Here is a 17,096-nt window from a genome sequence, read left to right on the forward strand (position 1 = left end):
AGTTGAATATTCAGTGACTGACACACCGCCTTCGCGGGCAAGCCCGCTCCCACAGTGGAATGTGTTCAGGCCAGCGCTTTCTCGTGGGGTTCGATCACGCTGTAGCGGTTCGCTGGCACTTCCAGGCCGAGATTGTCCCGTAGGGTGTGGCCGCTGTACTCGGTACGGAACAACCCCCGCTGTTGAAGCACCGGCACCACCCACTCAGTGAAATACTGCAAGCCATCCGGCAGTACCGAATTGATAATGAAACCATCGCTGGCACCGCTCTCGAACCAGGTTTGGATCGCATCCGCGACCTGTTGCGGGGTACCGACAAAGTCGCGCAGGGGGCGTGAGAAACGCAGGGCTACTTCGCGCAGGGTCAGGCCTTCGTCACGGGCCAGTTGCTTGATACGCTCGGAGCCACCTTTCTGGCTGTTGGCGCCCAGGTCGCCCAGTTCGGGAAAGGGCGCATCCAGCGGGTACTGGCTGAAATCATGGTCGTTGAACGGTCGGCCGAGGGCGACGATGGCGTCCTCCACAGTGACCAGCGCCACGGCTTGCTGGTAGCGGCTTTCCACTTCGGCGGCATCGCGCCCGACAATCGGGCGGATGCCCGGCAGGATCGACAGGCTGTCCGGGTCGCGGCCAAAGCCCTTGGCGCGGCGTTTCAAGTCGGCGCTGTAGGCCTTGGCCTCGTCGATAGTTTCCACGTGCACAAAAATCGCATCGGCGTTTTCAGCGGCAAAGTTACGCCCATCCTGCGAAGTGCCCGCCTGGAAAATCACCGGTTGGCCCTGGCGCGAACGCGCGATGTTCAGCGGGCCTTTGACCGAGAAGAATTCGCCCTTGTGGTTAAGCGCATGCAACTTGCCTGGGGTGAAGAATTCGCCGCTGTGTTTGTTATAGGCAAAGGCGTCGTCCTCCCAGGAATCCCATAGGCCCTTGACCACATTCAAATGCTCCTTGGCGATGCGGTAACGCACGGCGTGGGGCGGGTGTTCGGCCTTGCCGAAATTATCGGCGGTGCCGCTCAGCCACGAGGTGACTACGTTCCAGCCAGCGCGGCCGCCGCTGATGTGGTCCAGGGAGGCGAACTGGCGTGCTACCTGGTAAGGCTCGGTGTAGCTGACGGTCACGGTGGCGACCAGGCCGATGTGAGTGGTCAGCGCGGCCAAGGCCGAGAGGATCGTCAGCGGCTCGAAACGGTTGAGGTAATGGGGGCTGGACTTGGGGTGGATATGCAGGCTGTCGGCGATGAACACGAAGTCGAACCGGGCGGCTTCGGCCAATGCGGTCTGCTGCTTGTAGAAGCCGAAATTGGTGCTGGCGTCGGGTTGTGCCTGCGGGTGGCGCCATTCGCCCCAACCGTGGCCGACACCGTGCACCATGGCACCGAGTTTCAATTGACGTGGCTTGCTCATGTTCTGCTCCTTAGCGCGAGGCTTGTTCGAGGGGGATACGCTTGGCGTTGAAGCTGGAATCGAAGCCCTGGGAGACGTCGATGTGTTTGCTCAGCAGGCCTTCTTTTACATAGGTGTCGGCGGTGGCTTGCAGGCCATGGATCACCGTATCGTCAATCGTGACCGGGGAAAGATGGGTGTCCTTGGCCACTTCGATATGCACGGCCAGTGGCAGGCCAGTGATCTTGGCCTGGGCAGCGGCGTATTGCTCGGGATGGGTATTGGCCCAGGCGTAGGCGCGATCAATGCGGGCGACAAAGTCGTCCAGTTGCACACGTTTGTCGGCAATGGCCTGGCCGGTAGCGGCGAAGTACAGATGATTGCTCAGCAGATGCTTGCCGCTCACCAGCACGCGAGCATTGCTCTGTGAGGTGACCACGGTGGTGTAAGGGTCCCACGTCGCCCAGGCATCGGCGGTGCCGTTGTCGAGTACCAACCGGGACTCGGCGGGCAGCAGGAAGATGAACTGCACATCCTGGGTGGTCAGCCCGGCATCGTTCAGGGCCTTGATCGCCAGGTAGTGCCCGATGGAGCCGCGCCCGGTGACGATCTTCTTGCCCTTGAGGTCGGCCGCGGTCTTGATCGGTGAATCCTTGGGCACCAGCAGCGCCGTGGTGTTACGGCCTTCGGCATGGATGATGCTGATCACCTTGATCGAGGCACCGGCGCCGAGGGCGAACACATAAGGGGCATCGCCCAGGGCGCCGACATCCACAGCACCGGCATTCAGCGCTTCGCCCAGGGGCGAGGCCGAGGGGAATTCCGACCATTTGATCTCGTAGGGCACGTTCTGGCTTTCGCCCGAGGCTTCCAGCAGCGCCTTGATCGTGGATTTCTGGTTGGCCACGCGCAGCGGTTGCAGGTCGCCAGCCTGGACGGTGGAAAGCAGGCCGAGGGCGAGGGCAGCGCCCAGCAACAGGCGTTTGAATGGAATGGCGTACAGCATGGGAAAAACTCCAGGCGTTAGGTAAAGGAAAGTACCTCCGCCTGGAGAAGGGGTCGGTTGGGCGAAACGGTGCAGCGCTGAATCAGATCACGTAGAAGCCATGGGTGCCGTCGCGGGCCAGTTGTTCCACGAGGCCGAACTCCCAATCCAGGTAAGCCTGCATGGCTTCCCGAGGGTTGTCGGTGCCTTCGTAAGGGCGGCGGTAGCGGTCGATACGCGGGGACGCCAGGTGGCTTTCGCCTGACTCAAGGGGCAGTTGCGCTTGGATCCAGCCGGCCGTGCCGTCCTGCAGCAAAAAGACCGGCTTGCCGGTGAGGGCCTCGACTTCCGGCACGGCCAGGCGCGCCAGTTGGCTGCTGCCGCAGGTCAACACATAGCGCTGGGCGCTCGGTACCTTGCCCAGGGCCTCGGGTAGTTGCGCGCGCAGCACCCACCGGGCGCCGGGGATATGACGTTTCACGTAGTTGGCGCTGGCCGTGAAGTCCAGCACCTGCGTGTCGCCATGGCCGAGCCAGTCGGCAAGGGTGTGGGGGCTGATCAGTTCGGCCTGGAGCGGTGGCGGCACGGGTGCGACCCATGCACCGCGTTCGCTGAAGTGCGTGGCTTGCAGGTCGTCCAGCACGGAGACCTGCCAGCCCAACTGGGCCAGCCATGACGCGGACATATTGGCGCGCACGCCGTCGTCGTCCACCAGTACCAGGCGCGCACCGCGCACACTGGCGACGTGATCGGTTTCCTGCACCAGTTGCCCGCCCGGGGTGGCGCGGGCGCCCGGCAGGTGGCCGGCTTCGAATTCTTCTACGGTGCGCACATCGAACAGGTAGGTGGTGCGGGTCGCGTCCTGTTGCCAGCGGTGCAGGTCATTGAGCGTCGCACGCTTGACCCCGGCTTTATCGGCAACACCACGTGCCTTTTGGGCGGCGAGCTGGCGATGGTTTTCCGAGGTCGGCGCAAAGCGGCGCGCCTGGCCATGGGCGAGGGTCTGCCCGGCCAAGGTCCAGCCGATGGTGCCGTTGCGCAGGGCTGCCACCGGGTTGGGGAGGCCGGCGTTGATCAACGACTGGGTGCCGATAATGCTGCGGGTGCGCCCGGCGCAATTGACGATGATGCGCGTGGCTGGATCGGGCGCCAGCTCACGGGCGCGCAACACCAACTCGGCCCCCGGCACGCTGATGCCGGTGGGGATGCTCATGGTCTGGTATTCGTCGAAACGGCGCGCATCGAGCACCACCACATCGGCCTGGCTGTCGAGCAGGGCCTGGACCTCTTCGGCGGCCAGGGACGGCGTGTGACGCTGGTTCTCCACCAGCTCGCCAAACGCCTTGCTGGGTACATTGACGTCGATAAACAGCTCGCCACCGGCCCGACGCCAACCGTCCAGCCCATCCTCCAGCAGGCTGACCTGGGTGTAGCCCAGTGCAACCAGGTGTTCGGCGGCGCGCTGGGCCAGCCCTTCGCCGTTGTCGTACAGGGTGACCTGGGTATCGCGGCGTGGAATGCGCGCGTACACCTCCAGTTCAAGCTTGGACAAAGGGATATTCGCGGCGAACAGAGGGTGGGCCTCGGCAAAGGGCGCTTCTTCGCGTACGTCGATCAGCGCGACTTCTTCGCGTGCCAACAGGGCCTGGCGAATCTGCGCAAAGCTGCGGGTCGATAGGGTGGTCATAGGGCAGGGCTCTTTTCTTTGGACAGGTCCCAGATGTTCGGGAGATAGGCGTTGGAATAACCGGAGATAAACAGTTTCTCGCTGCCGTCGGGTTGATACACCGCCCGGCGCACCGCGCCGATATTGGCGCCGTATACGTGGATGCTGATGGACACTTGGTCGCCGTGAGCATTGCTGACCTGATGGATATCGCCGACTTTGGGCGACACCGCCTCGACCTGGCCCGGCAGCAATTGCACGGGTTCGCCTTGCGCTACCAGGCTGCCGCCCGGTGCCCGGGCAAACCCCTGGGAAACCTCCGCGCCGCGCAACATACCGATCAGCCCCCACACCCGGTGGTCATGAATCGGTGTGCGTTGCCCTGGCCCCCACACAAAGCTGACCACGCTGAATCGCTGGCGCGAATCGGCATGTAGCAAGATTTGCTGGTAGCGCTCGGGGTCGGGCTGGGCGAATTCGTCGGGCAGCCAATCATCGTGGCTGACCAATTGCGCCAGCAACTTGCCGCCACGGTGCAGCAGGTCGCCTTCACGCGGGTTGCCGTCGATCAATTCCGCCAGGGCGCCTATGAAGGCTCTGAGTCTCTCGGGGTGTCGGGCCTGGGTCATGACCATTCCATCGGGCTGTTGGTGTATTTTTATCTAAGCATAATGTTTGTTTTTAATATGCTATTTTTTAATGATTAGCTTATAGCCGGAGGTAATTTAGAACCGGTTTGAATAGGGTTAGACGTTATTGATCACTGGCTGGGCTATCCAGACCTGTGTGCGGCCACTATGCTTCACGCACATCTTAATGACTGATCTGTATGTGCGGCCCAAATGAAAATTGACGATATCGATGCCTTTGTCGAAGTGATTCGTTGCCAGTCCATCAGCCATGCCGCCGCGTCGTTGCAGCTGACCCAGCCAGCCATCACCCGCCGCGTGCAGAACTTCGAGCAGGCTCTGGGAGTGGAACTGTTCGACCGCAACACCAAGCCCCTCAAGCCAACGCTGATCGGTACGCGTGTCTATGAGCAATGCCGGTTGATCCTGCGCGAGATGGATGCCCTGCGCGAACTGGTGGCCACCGATGCGCCGCCCACCGGCGTGCTGCGCTTGGGCGTACCGCAGACCATTGGCGATGTGGTGCTGCTGGACGCACTCAAGCACCTGCGCAGCGAATACGCCGACTTGCGTGCCCAGGTTGCCACCGGCTGGGGCAGCCAATTGGTCGGCAAGATCGAACGCGGCGAACTGGATGCGGCGGTGGCGTTGTTCCCCGCGGGCAAGATCTTCCCGGACAACTTGATCGGTGAGTCCATCGGCAAGATGGAGTTGGTGGTGGTCTGTGCCAAGGCGCAATTGCCGAAGAAACCTTGCAAGCTGGCGAACGTGTACCAGAGCGGTTGGATCCTCAACCCGGACGGCTGCGGGTTCCGTGCGGGGTTGCAGCGCACCTTGTCTGACCAGGGCCTGGCGCTGCGGGTAAACCTGGAAACCTTTGGCACTGAACTGCAACTGGGCCTGGTGGCCGACGGTCTCGGCCTTGGCCTGGTGCCACGTCCGTTGCTGGAGCGCAGTGCTCATCGCGAGCAGTTGGCGGCGATGCCCCTCAAGGACTTCAAGCCGGTGATGGATTTGTGGCTGATCTATCCGCATTTTCTCGGCAACCTGCAAGGGCCGGTGGATGCTTTTGGTCAATGGGTGGCAGACGCTTTGCACAAGATCCGCAGCGCTGCCTGACGCTCTGCCAGCCGACGCTTATCCACCTGACACCCCGCGATTAAACTGTGGGAGCTGGCTTGCCTGCGATAGCGGCCTGACAGTCGATACAGTTATACCGAGTGCATATCCATTCCTGCGGTAACGGCCACTTAGGGTTCCGCTTTTACAGCGGGTCACTTTTGGAAGGACCCAAAAGTAACCAAAAGGTCCTCGCCCCACCACTCGGCACCTCGCTTGGGCTCGGTGTGCCCGTAATCCGCCAGTGATTTGGGGGGCCGCCGCCACGCGCCATCCATGGCGCGGGGCGGCTAAACCGGCATCCCTGCCGGTTTACCCCCCAAATCCCTGTCGAATTCCGGCCAGCGTGGTTTAACGGGGCGCCTAAGATCAAGATCAAAAGCAGATCAAAAGCAGATCAAAAGCAGATCAAGATCAAGAGCGGCTCGCTTCGCATCGTGGTTTGTATCACTGCACGTCCACCCGCTGCACCTGCACCCCCAACTGTTCATATGCCTGCACATCCGGTGCATCCCACTCGGTAATCAGCGTATGAATACGGCTGCATGGCGCCACCACAAAGGGTTCCACCGCGCCGAGTTTGTCTGAGGTGGTCACGGCGATGACGTGGGACGCGCTGTCGAGCAAGGCTTGCTTGACGGCGACTTCACCAAAATGCAGCGAGGTGATGCCCACTTGCGGGTGCAATGCGCACACTCCGGTGAACAACAGGTCGGCCTTGACGCTCTGGATCAGGCGCACCGCTTCATGGCCGCCGGTGGAGAGCGTAGCGGGGTTGAGTTGGCCGCCGGCCAGGATCACTTTTATATACGGATGGTCGGCCAGGGCGATGGCGATCATGGGGGATGGCGTGACCACAGTCAGGTGCAGTGCATGGGGCAAGCACTGCGCGATCTGCAAGGTGGTGGAGCCAGAATCGAACAGCACGATCTGGCCGTCTTCAACCCGCTCCGCCGCCACGCGGGCGAGGTGGCGCTTGACCTCGTTGGTCTCGCCGACACGGGTAAAGAAATCCTTGCCGGTGTCCTTGGGCCGGGGCAGGGCGCCGCCGTGTACGCGTTGCAACAGGCCGGCGGCAGCGAGTTCGCCAAGGTCGCGGCGGATGGTGTCCTGGGACACGGCGAAATGCTCGACCAACTCAGATGCGGTGACCTTGCCGTCGCGTTCCAGCAGCAACAAGATCTTTTGTTTGCGCAGGGAAGGCAGGTCGATGGCTTGATGAGTGTTATGCATGTTTGTGCGCTTTATTGCGGGTTTGTGCGAGATTAATCGTCAGTCCATCTAAACGCAACGGCTGGTTGCCCACGCTCCTGCCGGTTACTCTCTGTGTTCAGTTCAGGGAGAGGTGACCCGATGCCGTTGATCACAACCATCGAAGACTTACGCAAGCTGGCGCAAAAACGTGTCCCCCGCATGTTCTACGACTACGCCGATTCCGGCTCCTGGACTGAGAGCACCTACCGCGCCAACGAAACTGATTTTGCGCGTATCAAGTTCCGTCAACGGGTGGCGCGCAATATCGACGAGCGTTCGATCCGCGCCAGTATGATTGGCCAGGACATGGCCATGCCCGTGGCGCTGGCGCCGACTGGCCTGGCGGGCATGCAGCATGCCGATGGCGAAATCCTCACTGCCCGTGCCGCTGCTGCGTTCGGGCTGCGCTACACCTTGTCGACCATGAGTATCTGTTCGCTGGAAGACATCGCCGAGCATGTCGGCCAGCCGTTCTGGTTCCAGTTGTATGTGATGCGCGACCGCAGTTTTATCGAGCAGTTGATCGAGCGCGCCAAGGCGGCCGGGGTGGATGCATTGGTGCTGACCCTGGATTTGCAGATTCTGGGGCAGCGCCACAAGGACTTGATCAATGGTTTGTCCGCGCCGCCCAAGCTGACCCTGCCGAACATTCTCAACATGATGACCAAGCCGCGCTGGGTGATGGGCATGCTGGGTACCCAGCGGCGTGGTTTCGGCAATATCGTCGGGCATGTGAAGGGGGTGGCCGACATGAGTTCGCTGTCGTCGTGGACCGCCCAGCAATTTGACCCGCGCCTGAGCTGGGACGATGTGGCGTGGATCAAGCGGTGCTGGGGCGGCAAGCTAATAATCAAGGGCATTCTCGATGTGGAGGATGCGCGCTTGGCGGCCGATTGCGGTGCCGATGCGTTGGTGGTGAGTAACCACGGTGGCCGGCAGCTTGATGGCGCGCCGTCGAGCATCAGCCAATTGCCGGCGATTGTCGAGGCCGTGGGCAACCGCATTGAAGTGTGGCTCGACGGCGGTATTCGTTCCGGCCAGGACGTGCTCAAGGCCATGGCGCTGGGCGCCAAGGGCACCATGATTGGCCGCCCGCACTTGTATGGGCTGGGGGCGATGGGCGAGGCGGGGGTGACCAAGGCCCTCGATATCATCGCCCGCGAACTGGATGTGTCGATGGCGCTCTGTGGCTATAAGGATATACGCGAAGTGAATCGCGAAATCCTGTTGCCCGGTACCTTTCCTGGAAGCACGGCTTGAGCAAAAAAACCGTAAAAATATAAAAAGAGTTGTCCACGAAAACCGTGGGTATCTCTGTGGATAACTTTGCGAAGGCCCGGCAGCGTTGGCGATTTCAGCGAAGGTCATTATTTGATCAACTTGTGTTTCGGGCCAACATGGCCAGGGTTTACGCTTGACAGCCAAGCGCGAACCCAGTGCCGAAAAGCGTATTTATGAGGCGTTATCGCGGCCTGTGGAGTGTGTCACCACCTGAGCCGGCATCTTCGTGCGCATCAGGTTTTCCAGCGCCTGGCCATAGCTGCGTCCGGCGAGGTTCATGCTGTTGTTATGGCTGGCACCGGGCACCAGCAACAGGTGTTTGGGTTGCTGGGCGGCTTCGAATAACTGCTGGCTGAAGCGCGGCGGCACGTAGCGGTCGTCGAGGCCGTGGACCACCAGCAGCGGCATGTGGATGTCGGCAATCTTGTCGATGGAATCGAACTTCTGCGACAGCAACCAGCGCACCGGCAATGAGGTGTTGGCAACGGCCGTGGCGACATCCGCCAGGGAGGTGAACGTGGACTCGATCACCAGCCCACGCACCGGCAATGGCACCTGCTTGCCCAACTCGGCAGCGAGGTCGATGGCGACCGCGCCACCCAGGGAGTGCCCGTAGATCAGGCGCTTGCCGGGGTCTGGTTGCAGGGTCTGGAAACGCTCCCAGGCAATGCGAGCGTCCTCGTACACCGTGGCTTCCGAGGGCAAGTCGCCCTGGCTTTGGCCAAAGCCGCGATAGTCGATGGCCAGGACCGAAAAGCCCAGGGCATGCAATTGCTCGATGCGAAACAATTGGCCCGTGAGGTTCCAGCGTACCCCGTGCAGGTAGAGGATGGCGGGCGCGTCTTTGTTGGCTGCCGGGTACCACCAGCCATGAATGTTCTGCCCTGCTTTGAAACTGGCGGGCTTGAGTTCGAATTCCTGCACCGCCTTGGGCAGGCCGGTGTACCAGCCGGCGGTTCCCGGCTCGATGCGAAACACAAGTTCGCGCTCCTTGTGTTGCAATACGGCGCAACCGACCGGCAGGCCGACAATCAACACGGCCATGCACAGCCAGACAAACCAGCGCAGGCCCCGGCGGGGCATAGAAGCAGAAGACATGAAGGTTCCAGAACAAAGATGAAGCACGGGTTTTACCAGATGGCCTGGGCGGGTAGGCATTAATGCGACGGCTGTGACGGATGAAAGTGTTACAGCATTGAACAATCCTCGTGCGGGTTGTTAGGGTGAGGGGCTGAACAGGAGGAAAAACACATGGATTTCACTGGTAAAACCGCAATCGTCACCGGAGGTGCGCGTGGCTTGGGACTCAGTTATGCACGAGCACTGGCGCAGGCTGGGGCCCGTGTTGTCATCAGTGATATTGGCGCCGACAACGTGGGCGCCGGCACTGATGCGTCGGTGGTGCAACAGGCCGCCGAGGCGTTGCGCGCCGAAGGGTTGATGGTAGCGGGCCATGGCGGTGACTTGTCCACGGACGAGGGGTGTCGGCAGTTGATCAGCTATACCCTCGAAACCTTCGGCCAACTCGATATTTTGATTCACAACGCCGGCTGGGTGGGCTACCAGCCCATCGCAGAACTCGATGCTGCGTTCCTGCAGCGCGCCATGGACATCAACCTCTACGCACCGCTGTGGTTGTGCAAACATGCCTGGCCACATCTGCTGCGCTCTTGTGCGCCGCGCATCATCCTCACCACCTCCGACCGCGCCATGTATGCGCAATACGAACAGACCGGGCTGGTGGCCTACAGCGCTGGCAAGATGGCGCAAGTGGGGATCATGAATGCCTTGAGTCACGAAGGCGCTGAGGCGGGGGTGCTCGTCAACGCGATCTCGCCGGTGGCCAAGACGCGCATGTGGGGCGTGACCCAAGAGCCGGACGAACTCAAGCCGGATTGGGTGACGCCGGGCGTGTTGTTCCTGGCTTCCCGGCAGTGCACCGATACCGGCTATATCCTGCGCGCCAGCAATGGCCAATTCACCGCCACGCGTTTCAGTGAAAATCCTGGCGTGGATTACCCACGCAATCTTGCCCGGATCAAAGCAGGCAGTGCTGAAGAAGTGGCCGCCGCGTGGTCGCATATCAAACAGCCGCCCACCCAGGCCACCACCTGAATCTGTTTCCACCTACCAAGGCTCGACCATGAACGATAGCCCCGTGCGCATCACCGCCGAAGAAACCCTCTCGGACAACTGGTACCTGCTGAAGAAATACAGCTTCGACCTGCGCCGTCGCGACGGCAGTTGGCAAGCCCAGACCCGCGAGGTGTATGACCGGGGCAATGGTGCGACCATCCTGTTGTACAACCGTGAGCAACGCACAGTCTTGCTGATTCGCCAGTTCCGCATGCCCACGTTCGTCAACGATTACCCCGGCTACCTGATTGAAGCGGCGGCCGGTTTGCTCGATAACGCCAGCGCCGAAGAACGCATCCGCCTGGAGGCCGAGGAAGAGACCGGCTATCGCGTGGGGCATGTGGAGAAAATCTACGCGGCGTTCATGAGCCCGGGATCGGTGACCGAGCGGATTCACTTTTTTATCGGTGAATACCAGCCAGGCGACCGAGTGGGGGCGGGCGGTGGCCTGGAAGAAGAGGGCGAGGATATCGAGGTGCTGGAGCTGGGCTTTGAGCAGGCACTGGCGATGGTGCAGAGCGGGGAGATTGTGGATGGCAAGACGATCATGTTGTTGCAGCATCTGGAGCTGCGGATGTTGAAAGAGGGGTGGTGAGGTATGCCTTCATGTGCATAGGTATTTACACAACTTCGGCACGACGCTAAATCTGTGGTGAGGGAGCTTGCTCCCGCGACGGCCTGGCAGCCGTCCCAGATCTACCTGACACCCCGCAATCAAACTGTGGGAGCGGGCTTGCTCGCGAAAGCGGTGGGTCAGTTTTCACATGTGCTAGCGAAGACATCGCCTTCGCGAGCAAGCCCGCTCCCACAGGTATGTGGCAACGAGCAGACTGACGGTTATTGTCAGAAATTTCCCACAGGAGTACAAATGTACTCCATGACAAACCTGACTCCCCGCCGCACCGCCATCCTGACCTTCATTCGCGAGCGCATCGCGCAACAAGGCCAGCCTCCCAGCCTCGCCGAGATCGCCGAGGCGTTCGGCTTCGCCTCGCGCAGCGTCGCCCGCAAGCATGTGGTGGCGCTGACCGAAGCCGGCTTTATCGAGGTCAACCCCAACCAGGCCCGTGGCATTCGCTTGCTCAATCAACCTGCGCGTCCCGAGTGGCTGGATGTACCGGTGCTCGGCCGTGTGGCGGCCGGTCGGCCGATTGGTGCCGATGCCGAGGTGCACAGCCGCTTGCAACTGGACCCCGCCACCTTCGCCAAAACCCCCGACTACCTGCTGCGAGTGCAGGGCGATTCGATGAGTGAAGATGGCATTCTCGATGGCGACCTGGTGGGCGTACGCCGCACTGCCGAAGCCTTGAACGGGCAGATTGTGGTGGCGCGCCTGGACGGCGACGTCACCATCAAGCGATTCGAGCGCCACGGCGACAGGGTTCGCCTGTTGCCGCGCAACCCGGCGTATCAACCCATCGTGGTCGGGCCCGAGCAGGACCTGGCCATCGAAGGCGTGTTCTGCGGCCTGGTGAGGCAAGGCTGATGGGCGCCGTGGTTGCCCTGGACTCGCTGTTCAATGGCGGGCGAGTCTGGAAGGGCCGGCCCGCCGCGCCACCGGCCAGCGTACATCCCACAGGGCTGGCGGCGCTGGATGCGGTGCTGCCCAGTGGCGGCTGGCCGGAATCGGCCTTGAGTGAAATCCTGATGGCCCAGGACGGGGTGGGCGAGTTGCAACTGGTGCTGCCCACACTGGCGCGCTTGTCGGCCCTGGGCGAGCGCATTGTGCTGGTGGCGCCGCCCTATACCCCCTATCCCCATGCGTGGCAGAACGCCGGGGTGGATGTGCGCCAGTTGTCCATCATCCGGGCCGAGGAGCGTGACGCGCTGTGGGCGGTGGAGCAATGCCTGCGTTCGGGCAGTTGCGGGGCGGTGTTGTGTTGGCCGCGCAAGGCCGATGATCGTGCCTTGCGGCGTTTGCAGGTAGCGGCGGAAACCGGGCAGACCCTGGCGTTTGCCTGGCGCTCCTTGAGCGAGGCGATCAATGCCTCGCCCGCCGCCCTGCGCTTGGCGGTCGAGGCCAGGCCCGCGCAAGTGCGGGTGCTCAAGTGCCGTGGCGGGCTGGCCCATCCGGCGCCGATTGCCCTGGCGGGGCATTGAGGTTGCCATGCGTTGGGTGTGTATTGTCTTCCCGCAATTGGCGCTGGACGGGGCACAGCGTGTGCACCCCGAACCCGAGCAGCCGCTGGCGCTGCTGGCCGGCACGCCGCAGCGGCGTGTATTGCAAACCGTCAACGCCGCCGCCCGCGCCTTGGGCCTGCGCCCCGGGCAATCGTTGACGGCGGCCCATGCCCTGGTCAAGCACTTTGCCTGTGTCGAATACGACCCGTTGGAGATCGAGCGCCTGCAGCAGTTTCTGGCCGCCTGGGCCTATCGTTTCAGCTCCCAGGTCAGCCTGTATTACCCACGGGCTTTGTTGTTCGAGATCGAATCGAGCCTGGGCCTGTTCGGGCCCTGGCCGCACCTCGAGGCGCGTTTGCGCAAAGAGCTGACCGAACTTGGCTTTCGCCATCGCATCGTCGCTGCGCCCAACCCGGCGGCGGCGCGGATATTGGCAAACGGCTACGACGGCCTGGCCGTGGCCGATGACCGCGCCCTGATGCAGGCCCTGGCATCGTTGCCTATCGACCGCGCGGGCCTTGAACCCCAGGCCGCCACCGCCTTGTCGCGCATGGGCCTGCGCAGCCTGGCCCAGGTGCAGGCCTTGCCCCGGCACACCCTGGCGCGACGCTTTGATGCCAGCCTGCTCAAGCACCTCGACGCCCTGAGCGGGCAGCGGCCATTGGCCCTGGAGTTCTATCAACCGCCCGACCAGTTCGATGCACGCATCGAGTTGAATTTCGACGTGCAATCCCACCAGGCGCTGTTGTTCCCCTTGCGGCGCTTGACCGGCGATCTGTCGGCGTTCCTGTGCGGGCGTGACAGTGGCGTGCAGCGCTTTGACCTGCACCTGGAACACGCCCAGGCACACGACAGCGTGATCAAGGTGGGCCTGCTCAGTGCCGAGCGCGAGCCTTCGATGTTGTTCGAACTGGCCCGTGGGCGCCTGGAGCAGGTACAGGTCACCGCGCCGGTGCGGGGGGTGCGCCTGGTGGCCGAGGACTTGCCGGTGTTCGTGCCGCAACGCCAGGACCTGTTCGACGACCGCCCGCAACAAACCCTGCCGTGGGAACAGTTGCGCGAACGCCTGCGTGCACGCCTGGGGGATGAGGCGGTGCAGGGCCTGCGTTTTCAGGCCGACCATCGCCCCGAATGCGCCTGGCAGGCCACGACCGACCACCAGGCGTGCCCGAGCTTGAACAAGGTCCGCCGCCCAGGCTGGTTATTGCCGCAACCGACCTTGCTGGCCGAACACGGCGTACAGATCCTGATGGGCCCGGAGCGCATTGAATCCGGCTGGTGGGATGGCGCCGATGTGCGCCGCGACTATTATCTGGTCCAGACCCGCGCCGGCCAGCAGGGGTGGGCCTATCGCACGGTGGGGCAAGGCGATGGGCTGTGGTTGCAAGGGTGGTTTGCATGAAAACCCTTGGGCCGCCACCTACTGTAGGAGGGTGCATGAGTTACGCCGAGCTGCACTGCCTGTCCAATTTCAGTTTCCAGCGTGGCGCCTCCAGTGCGCTGGAGCTTTTCGAGCGCGCCAAGCGCCAAGGCTACAGCGCCCTGGCGATTACCGATGAATGCACGCTGTCGGGCATCGTGCGCGCTTGGCAAGCCGCCAAAGCCGTAGACTTGCCGTTGATTATCGGCAGCGAAATGCACATCGAAAACGGCCCGAAACTGGTGCTGCTGGTAGAGAGCCTGAGCGGTTACCAGCACCTGTGCCGGCTGATCACCCTGGCCCGGCGGCGGGCTGAAAAGGGCCGCTATCGCCTGCTACAGGAAGATTTCGAGCAACCGTTGCCCGGTCTTTTGGCGTTGTGGGTAGCGCAAGACAGCGACACCCAGGCCAGCCTCGACTGGCTGCGCCGCACCTTCGACCAGCGCCTGTGGCTGGCGGTGCATCTGCATTGCGGCCAGGACGATGCGCGCCATCTGCAACAGCGCTTGCAACTGGCCCACAGTCTGCAAATCCCTGCCGTGGCCTGCGGCGATGTGCATATGCATGCGCGGGGCCGCCGGGCCCTGCAAGACACCATGACCGCCATCCGCCACCACGTGCCGGTGGCCGAAGCCGGCACGCGCCTGCACCCCAATGGCGAACGCCACCTGCGTAGCCTCGATGCGCTGGCGGCGCTGTATCCCCAGGCCTTACTGGATGAAACCCTCGCCATCGCGCGGCGCTGCACCTTCGACCTCGGCCAGTTGCGCTATCACTATCCACGCGAGCTGGTACCCGCGGGGCATGACGCCCAATCCTGGCTGCGCACCCTCACCGAAGAAGGCATCGCCCAGCGCTGGCCCGAAGGCATCGACGACAAGACCTTGCAGCAAATCCATCGTGAACTGCAGCTGATCAGCGAGCTGGGTTACGAAAGCTATTTTCTTACGGTGCATGACATCGTGCGTTTCGCCCGCAGCCGTTCGATTTTGTGCCAAGGCCGTGGTTCGGCGGCTAACTCGGCGGTGTGTTTTGCCTTGGGCATCACCGAAATCAACCCGAGCCTGACCAACCTGCTGTTCGAGCGCTTCCTGTCCAAGGAGCGCAACGAGCCGCCGGACATCGACGTGGATTTTGAGCACGAACGCCGCGAAGAGGTGCTGCAATACGTGTTCCAGCGCTATGGCCGCACCCGTGCAGCCTTGACGGCGGTGGTCAGCAGTTACCACGCCACGGGCGCGGTACGTGATGTGGCCAAGGCCCTCGGGCTGCCGCCGGACCAGATCAACGCCTTGGCCGATTGCTGCGGGCGCTGGAGCGATGAGGCGCCGCCGTTGGAGCGCCTGCGTGAAAGCGGCTTCGACCCGGACAGCCCACTGCTGCGGCGTGTCTTGACGTTGACCCAGCAACTGATCGGTTTTCCGCGGCACCTGTCCCAGCACCCTGGCGGCTTTGTGATCAGCGAATACCCGCTGGACACCCTGGTGCCGGTGGAAAATGCGGCCATGGCCGAGCGCACCATTATCCAGTGGGACAAGGACGACCTCGACGCCGTCGGCTTGCTCAAGGTGGACATCCTCGCCCTGGGGATGCTCAGCGCGATCCGCCGCTGTTTCGATTTGCTGCGCCGGCATCGCCACCGGGACTTGAGCCTGGCCACGATTCCCAAAGAAGACCCGGCCACCTACGCCATGATCAGCAAGGCCGACACCATCGGTGTATTCCAGATCGAGTCGCGGGCACAGATGTCGATGTTGCCCCGGCTCAAGCCGCAGACGTTTTATGACCTGGTGATCGAGGTCGCCATCGTACGGCCTGGGCCGATCCAGGGCGGCATGGTGCATCCGTACTTGCGTCGACGGAATAATGAAGAGCCCACGACCTATCCGTCGCCGCAATTGAAAGCCGTGCTGGAACGCACCCTGGGCATCCCGCTGTTCCAGGAACAGGTGATGCAGATCGCCATGGTCGCCGCCGACTACAGCCCCGGCGAGGCCGACCAGTTGCGCCGCTCCATGGCCGCCTGGAAACGCCACGGTGGCCTGGAGCCGCATCAGCAACGCCTGCGCACCGGCATGCTGAAGAACGGCTACACCGAAGCCTTTGCCGCGCAGATTTTCGAGCAGATCAAGGGCTTTGGCAGCTATGGTTTCCCTGAGTCCCACGCCGCCAGTTTCGCCTTGCTGACCTATGCCAGTTGCTGGCTCAAATGCCATGAGCCAGCGGCCTTCGCCTGCGCCCTGATCAACAGCTGGCCCATGGGCTTCTACAGCCCGGACCAGATCCTGCAGGACGCCCGGCGCCATCGCTTGCAGATCCGCCCGGTGGATGTGCAGGCCAGTGACTGGGAGTGCAGCCTGGAGCCCATCGACGGCCAGCAACCGGCGATTCGCTTGGGCTTGCGCATGATCTCGGGGTTTCGCGAGGAAGACGGGCGGCGTATCGAAGCGGCGAGGCAGCAGCGGCGGTTCAACGACATCGCTGACCTGGACGCGCGCGCCGGCCTGGATACGCGTGCCCAGGCGCTGCTGGCGGATGCCGGGGCCTTGCGCGCCCTGGCCGGCAACCGCCATCAGGCGCGCTGGGACGTAGCCGGTGTGCATCAGCAACTGGGCTTGTTTGCCGGCCTGCCGAGCCCCGATGAGACGCGGGTGGCATTGCCCGAGCCCACGGTAGGCGAAGATTTGCACGCCGATTACGCCACCCTCGGTACCACCCTGGGGCCCCATCCCCTGGCGTTGTTGCGCGCCGAGTTACGCCGGCGCCGCTGCCGCAGTTCCCAGGAGTTGCTGGCGGTGGAACATGGGCGCAACGTGAGCATCGCCGGGCTGGTCACTGGCCGCCAGCGCCCAGGCACGGCGAGCGGCGTGACCTTTGTCACCCTGGAAGATGAGTTCGGCAACCTCAATGTGGTGGTCTGGCGCGACCTGGCCGAGCGTCAGCGCCAGGCGCTGGTGGGCTCGCGTTTGCTCAAGGTGGACGGCCGTTGGGAGGCGGTGGGTGAGGTGCGGCATTTGATCGCGGGGCGCCTCACCGATTTGACGCCGCTGCTGGATGGAATGGTGGTGCGCAGCCGGGATTTTCATTGAGTTCCAGGGGT

General features: G+C 62.8%; 14 protein-coding genes. 8 read left to right on the top strand and 6 right to left on the bottom strand.

All coding sequences use genetic code 11. The features are described 5' to 3' along the window. Positions 1-65: 65 nt before the first annotated feature. The 4 genes from BT199_RS10725 to BT199_RS10740 form a co-directional block, all read right to left on the bottom strand. Complete coding sequence (locus BT199_RS10725) at positions 66-1,406, bottom strand: LLM class flavin-dependent oxidoreductase (protein ID WP_014718167.1); 1,341 nt, start codon at positions 1,404-1,406, stop codon at positions 66-68. A gap of 10 nt (positions 1,407-1,416) precedes the next feature. Beyond that, positions 1,417-2,391, bottom strand: coding sequence for an ABC transporter substrate-binding protein (locus BT199_RS10730; protein ID WP_020302880.1), 975 nt, complete (start codon positions 2,389-2,391; stop codon positions 1,417-1,419). Between the two features lie 82 nt (positions 2,392-2,473). Next, positions 2,474-4,057, bottom strand: coding sequence for a rhodanese-related sulfurtransferase (locus tag BT199_RS10735; RefSeq protein ID WP_072434456.1), 1,584 nt, complete (start codon positions 4,055-4,057; stop codon positions 2,474-2,476). Beyond that, positions 4,054-4,665: a cysteine dioxygenase family protein gene (locus BT199_RS10740; RefSeq protein ID WP_072434457.1), complete on the bottom strand. Its 612-nt coding sequence runs from the start codon at positions 4,663-4,665 to the stop codon at positions 4,054-4,056. The genes BT199_RS10735 and BT199_RS10740 overlap by 4 nt, the downstream gene beginning before the upstream one ends. Before the next feature lie 213 nt (positions 4,666-4,878). On the opposite strand from BT199_RS10740, the gene BT199_RS10745 reads away from it, so the two are divergent. After that, the gene (locus BT199_RS10745) at positions 4,879-5,784 is read left to right on the top strand and encodes a LysR family transcriptional regulator (RefSeq protein WP_020302883.1); all 906 of its coding nucleotides are present in this window, start codon (positions 4,879-4,881) and stop codon (positions 5,782-5,784) included. Positions 5,785-6,231: 447 nt separating this feature from the next. On the opposite strand, the gene BT199_RS10755 is transcribed toward BT199_RS10745, so the two are convergent. Then, positions 6,232-7,017 carry a DeoR/GlpR family DNA-binding transcription regulator gene (locus tag BT199_RS10755; protein ID WP_072434458.1) on the bottom strand — a complete coding sequence of 262 codons (786 nt, stop codon included), beginning with the start codon at positions 7,015-7,017 and terminating at the stop codon, positions 6,232-6,234. A 120-nt stretch (positions 7,018-7,137) separates the two neighbouring features. Here BT199_RS10755 and BT199_RS10760 point away from each other — a divergent pair, with 120 nt between their 5' ends. After that, positions 7,138-8,298, top strand: a complete 1,161-nt coding sequence (locus BT199_RS10760) for an alpha-hydroxy acid oxidase (RefSeq protein WP_014718172.1) — start codon at positions 7,138-7,140, stop codon at positions 8,296-8,298. 192 nt (positions 8,299-8,490) lie between these two features. Here BT199_RS10760 and BT199_RS10765 read toward each other — a convergent pair whose 3' ends face one another. Beyond that, positions 8,491-9,417 carry an alpha/beta hydrolase gene (locus tag BT199_RS10765; protein ID WP_032903886.1) on the bottom strand — a complete coding sequence of 309 codons (927 nt, stop codon included), beginning with the start codon at positions 9,415-9,417 and terminating at the stop codon, positions 8,491-8,493. Between the two features lie 153 nt (positions 9,418-9,570). Between BT199_RS10765 and BT199_RS10770 the strand changes: the two genes are divergently transcribed. The 6 genes from BT199_RS10770 (at position 9,571) to BT199_RS10795 (ending at position 17,085) form a co-directional block, all read left to right on the top strand. Beyond that, positions 9,571-10,434, top strand: a complete 864-nt coding sequence (locus BT199_RS10770) for an SDR family NAD(P)-dependent oxidoreductase (protein ID WP_060767276.1) — start codon at positions 9,571-9,573, stop codon at positions 10,432-10,434. 28 nt (positions 10,435-10,462) lie between these two features. After that, the gene (locus BT199_RS10775) at positions 10,463-11,050 is read left to right on the top strand and encodes an NUDIX domain-containing protein (RefSeq protein ID WP_020302080.1); all 588 of its coding nucleotides are present in this window, start codon (positions 10,463-10,465) and stop codon (positions 11,048-11,050) included. Between the two features lie 273 nt (positions 11,051-11,323). Further along, positions 11,324-11,941, top strand: coding sequence for a transcriptional repressor LexA (gene lexA / locus BT199_RS10780; RefSeq protein WP_072434459.1), 618 nt, complete (start codon positions 11,324-11,326; stop codon positions 11,939-11,941). Further along, positions 11,941-12,555, top strand: coding sequence for a translesion DNA synthesis-associated protein ImuA (gene imuA / locus BT199_RS10785; protein ID WP_003191873.1), 615 nt, complete (start codon positions 11,941-11,943; stop codon positions 12,553-12,555). Before lexA ends, imuA begins: the two co-directional genes overlap by 1 nt. A 7-nt stretch (positions 12,556-12,562) precedes the next feature. After that, positions 12,563-13,978 carry a Y-family DNA polymerase gene (locus BT199_RS10790; protein WP_038449905.1) on the top strand — a complete coding sequence of 472 codons (1,416 nt, stop codon included), beginning with the start codon at positions 12,563-12,565 and terminating at the stop codon, positions 13,976-13,978. 35 nt (positions 13,979-14,013) lie between these two features. Next, positions 14,014-17,085: an error-prone DNA polymerase gene (locus tag BT199_RS10795; RefSeq protein WP_038449907.1), complete on the top strand. Its 3,072-nt coding sequence runs from the start codon at positions 14,014-14,016 to the stop codon at positions 17,083-17,085. Positions 17,086-17,096 lie beyond the last annotated feature (11 nt).

Source organism: Pseudomonas sp. NFR02, assembly GCF_900119375.1.
Taxonomy (GTDB): Bacteria; Pseudomonadota; Gammaproteobacteria; order Pseudomonadales; family Pseudomonadaceae; genus Aquipseudomonas; species Aquipseudomonas paracarnis.

Excerpts from the sequence above, each read along its gene's own strand:
- BT199_RS10790 (WP_038449905.1), top strand. The coding sequence starts at position 12,563 with ATGCGTTGGGTGTGTATTGTCTTCCCGCAATTGGCGCTGGACGGGGCA.
- BT199_RS10775 (WP_020302080.1), top strand. The coding sequence starts at position 10,463 with ATGAACGATAGCCCCGTGCGCATCACCGCCGAAGAAACCCTCTCGGAC.
- BT199_RS10760 (WP_014718172.1), top strand. The coding sequence starts at position 7,138 with ATGCCGTTGATCACAACCATCGAAGACTTACGCAAGCTGGCGCAAAAA.
- imuA (WP_003191873.1), top strand. The coding sequence starts at position 11,941 with ATGGGCGCCGTGGTTGCCCTGGACTCGCTGTTCAATGGCGGGCGAGTC.
- BT199_RS10735 (WP_072434456.1), bottom strand. The coding sequence starts at position 4,057 with ATGACCACCCTATCGACCCGCAGCTTTGCGCAGATTCGCCAGGCCCTG.
- BT199_RS10725 (WP_014718167.1), bottom strand. The coding sequence starts at position 1,406 with ATGAGCAAGCCACGTCAATTGAAACTCGGTGCCATGGTGCACGGTGTC.
- BT199_RS10770 (WP_060767276.1), top strand. The coding sequence starts at position 9,571 with ATGGATTTCACTGGTAAAACCGCAATCGTCACCGGAGGTGCGCGTGGC.
- lexA (WP_072434459.1), top strand. The coding sequence starts at position 11,324 with ATGTACTCCATGACAAACCTGACTCCCCGCCGCACCGCCATCCTGACC.
- BT199_RS10755 (WP_072434458.1), bottom strand. The coding sequence starts at position 7,017 with ATGCATAACACTCATCAAGCCATCGACCTGCCTTCCCTGCGCAAACAA.
- BT199_RS10795 (WP_038449907.1), top strand. The coding sequence starts at position 14,014 with ATGAGTTACGCCGAGCTGCACTGCCTGTCCAATTTCAGTTTCCAGCGT.
- BT199_RS10745 (WP_020302883.1), top strand. The coding sequence starts at position 4,879 with ATGAAAATTGACGATATCGATGCCTTTGTCGAAGTGATTCGTTGCCAG.
- BT199_RS10740 (WP_072434457.1), bottom strand. The coding sequence starts at position 4,665 with ATGACCCAGGCCCGACACCCCGAGAGACTCAGAGCCTTCATAGGCGCC.
- BT199_RS10730 (WP_020302880.1), bottom strand. The coding sequence starts at position 2,391 with ATGCTGTACGCCATTCCATTCAAACGCCTGTTGCTGGGCGCTGCCCTC.
- BT199_RS10765 (WP_032903886.1), bottom strand. The coding sequence starts at position 9,417 with ATGTCTTCTGCTTCTATGCCCCGCCGGGGCCTGCGCTGGTTTGTCTGG.